General features: G+C 50.4%; 5 protein-coding genes. 1 reads left to right on the top strand and 4 read right to left on the bottom strand.

Features of this window, described 5'->3' with window-relative positions; translation table 11 throughout:
- Positions 1 to 319 precede the first annotated feature (319 nt).
- The 4 genes from purE to C7N83_RS17155 all read right to left on the bottom strand — a co-directional run bounded on the left by purE (position 320) and on the right by C7N83_RS17155 (position 2629).
- Complete coding sequence (gene purE / locus C7N83_RS13145; protein ID WP_106743189.1) at positions 320 to 802, bottom strand: 5-(carboxyamino)imidazole ribonucleotide mutase; 483 nt, start codon at positions 800 to 802, stop codon at positions 320 to 322.
- Between the two features lie 82 nt (positions 803 to 884).
- Complete coding sequence (locus C7N83_RS13140; protein ID WP_106743187.1) at positions 885 to 1649, bottom strand: tetratricopeptide repeat protein; 765 nt, start codon at positions 1647 to 1649, stop codon at positions 885 to 887.
- A 3-nt stretch (positions 1650 to 1652) separates the two neighbouring features.
- Positions 1653 to 2321, bottom strand: a complete 669-nt coding sequence (locus C7N83_RS13135; protein ID WP_106743186.1) for a class I SAM-dependent methyltransferase — start codon at positions 2319 to 2321, stop codon at positions 1653 to 1655.
- The gene (locus tag C7N83_RS17155; RefSeq protein ID WP_425437526.1) at positions 2318 to 2629 is read right to left on the bottom strand and encodes a hypothetical protein; all 312 of its coding nucleotides are present in this window, start codon (positions 2627 to 2629) and stop codon (positions 2318 to 2320) included. The genes C7N83_RS13135 and C7N83_RS17155 overlap by 4 nt, the downstream gene beginning before the upstream one ends.
- A gap of 135 nt (positions 2630 to 2764) precedes the next feature.
- Between C7N83_RS17155 and C7N83_RS13125 the strand changes: the two genes are divergently transcribed.
- Positions 2765 to 4120 carry a polynucleotide adenylyltransferase PcnB gene (locus C7N83_RS13125; protein WP_106743184.1) on the top strand — a complete coding sequence of 452 codons (1356 nt, stop codon included), beginning with the start codon at positions 2765 to 2767 and terminating at the stop codon, positions 4118 to 4120.
- Positions 4121 to 4355: the final 235 nt, after the last annotated feature.

Here is a 4355-nt window from a genome sequence, read left to right as displayed (position 1 = left end):
GGGCGGCTTTAAGCATACGGTAGATGGGTATCCTATTGTCCGGCAAAGGAGGTAACGGTAATTATACGTTCTTCTCCGGATGGGCTTGACGGCTATCCAGGGTAGGATGGGTGTTTTTATGGATGTTCATGTTGGTATTGTCTTCTAATAAATACTGTAAATAACGCTGGTTTTTTACAGATAAACAAGAAATATATATGTTTTATGATGAGTTGAAAATACTCGTGAAGTATAGGGATACTTTTTCCCAATAAGAAATTATAAAGGCTGTCTGAAATCGGGTTCAGACGGTATTCCGTCATATGCATGAGCGTGCAGGTTAATCTTCCGGTGTCATCGCCAAAACGGTTTGCGCCTGTTTGGCGCGGAAATCAGCCAATTTTTGTGCCAGCCCGGTATTGTCATTCGCCAGCAGGGAAATGGCAAACAAGGCAGCGTTCGCAGCACCGGCTTCGCCAATCGCAAATGTCGCTACCGGCACGCCCTTAGGCATTTGCACGATAGACAACAAAGAATCTTCACCGTGCAAATATTTGCCCGGCACGGGTACACCCAATACCGGCACAGTGGTTTTGGCAGCAACCATGCCCGGCAAATGGGCCGCGCCACCGGCACCGGCGATAATCGCTTTGATGCCACGCTTGCGGGCGGTTTGCGCGTATTCAAACATCAAATCCGGCGTACGGTGTGCCGAGACGACGCGTGCTTCGAATGTTACGCCGAAATCTTTTAAAAATTGCGCGGCCTGCCGCATAACCGGCCAATCGCTGTTGCTGCCCATAATAATGCCGACTTGAACCATGATTTTTCTCCAAAATAAATCATTCGAATGAATAAAATGCCTAGACGGCCCATTGTGATGCAAAAGGCTGTCTGAAAACAGTTTAGCGTTGCTTGATTTTGACCGCGGCGCGTTTGGCGGCAGCACTGTGGGGATAAGTCTGAATCAGTTTGCGCCAGGTGTTGCGGGCGATGTCTTTTTGCTGCATTTTGTACTGGCACTGGCCGATACTGAAGAGTGCGTCAGCAGCTTGTGCGCTGCCACGGAAACGGTTGGCATAGCGGCCGCCGATTTCGATGACTGATTCGCAATTGCCGATGCGTTGCTGGCTTTGAAGCAGCAAATACATATTGCGGCGTGCCGCGTTGCTGCCGTTGCCGCCGTCTGCGCCGCGCAATACGGCTGCTGCTGCCACATAATTGCCGCGTTGGTAGTATTTTAATGCCTGATTGTACAGGCGGGTTTCATTTAAGGCGGCTGCATCGGCCTCGGTCACAGCCACGCTGCTGCTGTTTAAGTACGCTGCTTTTAATTTGGCATCGTTTAAGCGTTGGGCCGGTTCGGCTTTTTTTGACGTAGTGGCAGGTTTGTCGGCAGGACGGATTTTATTGATGCGTTCGAGTTGTTCGATGCGCGTTTGCAAGATCCCCATTTCCTGCTCCAAACGGGCCATTTGGATACCCAATTGGTCGATCTGTGTCTGCCAGCTCAATTGGGGATAGGGAATACCGCGCTGCGGAGACAAAGCTTCTTCCGGAATATCCGGCAGAGTGAAGGATTCGTCCTGATAATGAGCAGGTTGGAGGGGGGTGCACGCACTGAAAGCGAATGCGGACAAAAGGGTAATAGCAAGCCTGAAAGTAGTCATTTTTTATTTTTTTAATAACAGGGTTAAGCCGTCTCCAACCGGCAGGGTAATCGGCACAATGCGGTCATCATGCGGCAGATTTCGATTAAAATCCTGCAAAATATGCAGACTTGGCGGGGCGTTTCCAGCGGCTTCATGCATCACACGGCCATTTAGCAACACATTGTCAACTGCTACCACGCCGCCGCAGCGCACCAATTGCAGGCAACGCTCGAAATACTGCGGTGTCGGCGGTTTGTCGGCATCAATCAAGGCCAAATCGTAGCTGCCGCTTTGACCTTGGGCGATCAAGTCGTCTAAAGTCAGCAAGGCAGGTTGCAGATACAGGTTGATTTTGTGCGCCACACCGGCTGCCTGCCAGGTTTCTCGGGCAATGTCGGTAAAGGTCACATTGATATCACAGGCGGTAATGCGGCTGGTTTCGGGCAGAGCCAGAGCCATCGCCGTGCTGCTGTAACCGGTGAATACGCCGACTTCCAGATAGTGTTCGACCTTCAGCAAACGCGCCAGCCATGTGAGCAACGCGGCTTGCTCCTGCGCAATCGCCATTTTGCCCAAACGGTGGTGTTCCGTGCGTTTGCGCAGGGCGGCAAGTGCGGGATGTTCTGCTTCGCCGATGGCATTGAGATAATCTTGCAACTCGGGCGGAAGGTTGTGCGTATGCGTGGTCATGCCGTCTGAAAATCAATCTTGGTAATGGGTGTAAGGCTTTTTTGCCACTTTGCCGCTTCAAAACCGGCTTGTTCTTCGGCATTGAGCCCGACATCCCTCAATAAATCGAGATTGGCCAAACGCTCCAGCTCGGGATTGTCGGCAACCAACCGGTTTAAAAATCGGGTAGCACTCAGATTTGTAGTGATACACTTTTGTTGCTCCACAGGTGCGCAAAATGTGTTGGAACGGATATTATAGCTGATTTTGTTGGGGAAAACAGGGTTTCGGGTATAATGGCGGTTTATTGTTGCAAAACGCCGATTCAAGACGTTTTGCGGTTTGAATACTTAAAGGGAAGGCCGTCTGAAACCTTTGTACAATGTTTTATCTACAGAATATTGTGCAAAGGTTGCTTTCAACCCTCAGCGTTTCAGACGGCCTTGATCGAAAAGAATCTGAGTATGTTGAAAAAATGGTTGCACAAAGTTTTGCCGTCGAAACCGCGCAAAGTCTTGCAAAAAACGGTTTTACCGCATAGCGAGCACCGTATCAGCGCGGATATGTTGAGTTATGCCGCCGAAAAAGTGGTGAAACAATTACATAAAGAAGGCTTTCAGGCTTATGTGGTTGGTGGCGCAGTGCGTGATTTATTGTTAGGCGTCGAACCAAAAGACTTTGATGTCGCCACCAACGCGACACCGGAGCAAGTGCATAAAATTTTCCGCCGCAGTCGTATTATCGGCCGCCGCTTCCAAATCGTGCATGTGATGGCCGGCCCCGAAACCATTGAAGTGACCACCTTTCGCGGGGGCAACAAAGCTGTACAAAATGTGCATGGCCGCATCATGAAAGACAACACCTACGGCAACATCGAAGAAGATGCCATGCGTCGCGATTTCACCTGTAATGCGCTTTATTACGACCCGGTTCACGAAGAAATTCTTGATTTTCATCAAGGCGTGAGCGATATTGCAGACCGTAAATTGGTGATAATCGGCGATGCGGCCGAGCGCTATCAAGAAGATCCGGTGCGGATTCTGCGTGCGGTCCGATTATCGGGCAAACTCGGTTTCGACGTGGAGGAACGCACCGCCGCGCCGATTCCGGAATATGCAGGCCGTCTGAAAAACGAACCAGTAGCCAGATTATTTGACGAAATCATGAAGCTGCTTTTTTCCGGTCATGCCGGCCAATGCCTACAAAAGCTCAACAGTTTGGGTGTGAGCGACGATATTCATCCGTTGTTGACGGCTTTAAAATCTGCCGGCAAGGCAGAACACGGCATTATCGCCATTGCGCTGAAAAATACTGATGAACGTTTGCGTGCCGATAAATCTGTGTCGGTCGGTTTTGTATTGGCAGCGGTTTTATGGCCGCAGCTCAATGCCTATTGGCAGGAATACCGGCAGCAAGGCCAAAAATCTGTGCCGGCTTTAAACGATGCTATTTCTACCTTGCGCGATACGGTCGAAAAAGGTTGGGGCGTACCGCAACGCTTTTCCGCCATCATGCGCGAAATCTGGCAATTGCAGCCGCAATTCGACAACATGCGCGGCGCGCGTCCGCACAAACTGCTGAGCCAGCCACGTTTTCGTGCCGCTTATGACTTTCTGGTGCTGCGCGGACAAGTTGGCGAAGTGGACAACGATACGGTGCAATGGTGGACGGCGTTCCAATATGCTGATAACGACACCCGTAACCAGATGAGTATGGCTGTACAACAACGCCAACAGCAGGAACTCCGTGAAAACGGTGAAGTACTTAAACGCAAACGCCGTCGCAAGCCGAGAAAAAGAAAAGCAGCACCGGCAGAATAATTTCCCGATAACACAAGGCCATCTGAAAAGGTATTTTCAGACGGCCGAAGAAGGTGCGCAGGTGCTGGTAATGGGCGGGCAGAGTCTGCAAAATTTAATGTATGACGATTATGCGGAAAAGGCGTTATCAAACCAAGGTGCAAAGGTAGGGATATGATGAGTTGCGGGTTGGCATTTATAGCAGGAATCGTTGTAGCGACAATATACGAACGTAAGGGCTGGCGTGGCCTGATTA

The sequence above is a fragment of the Neisseria iguanae genome (assembly GCF_003013245.1).
Taxonomy (GTDB): Bacteria; Pseudomonadota; Gammaproteobacteria; order Burkholderiales; family Neisseriaceae; genus Neisseria; species Neisseria iguanae.
This window is presented reverse-complemented; position numbering and strand designations above follow the sequence as displayed.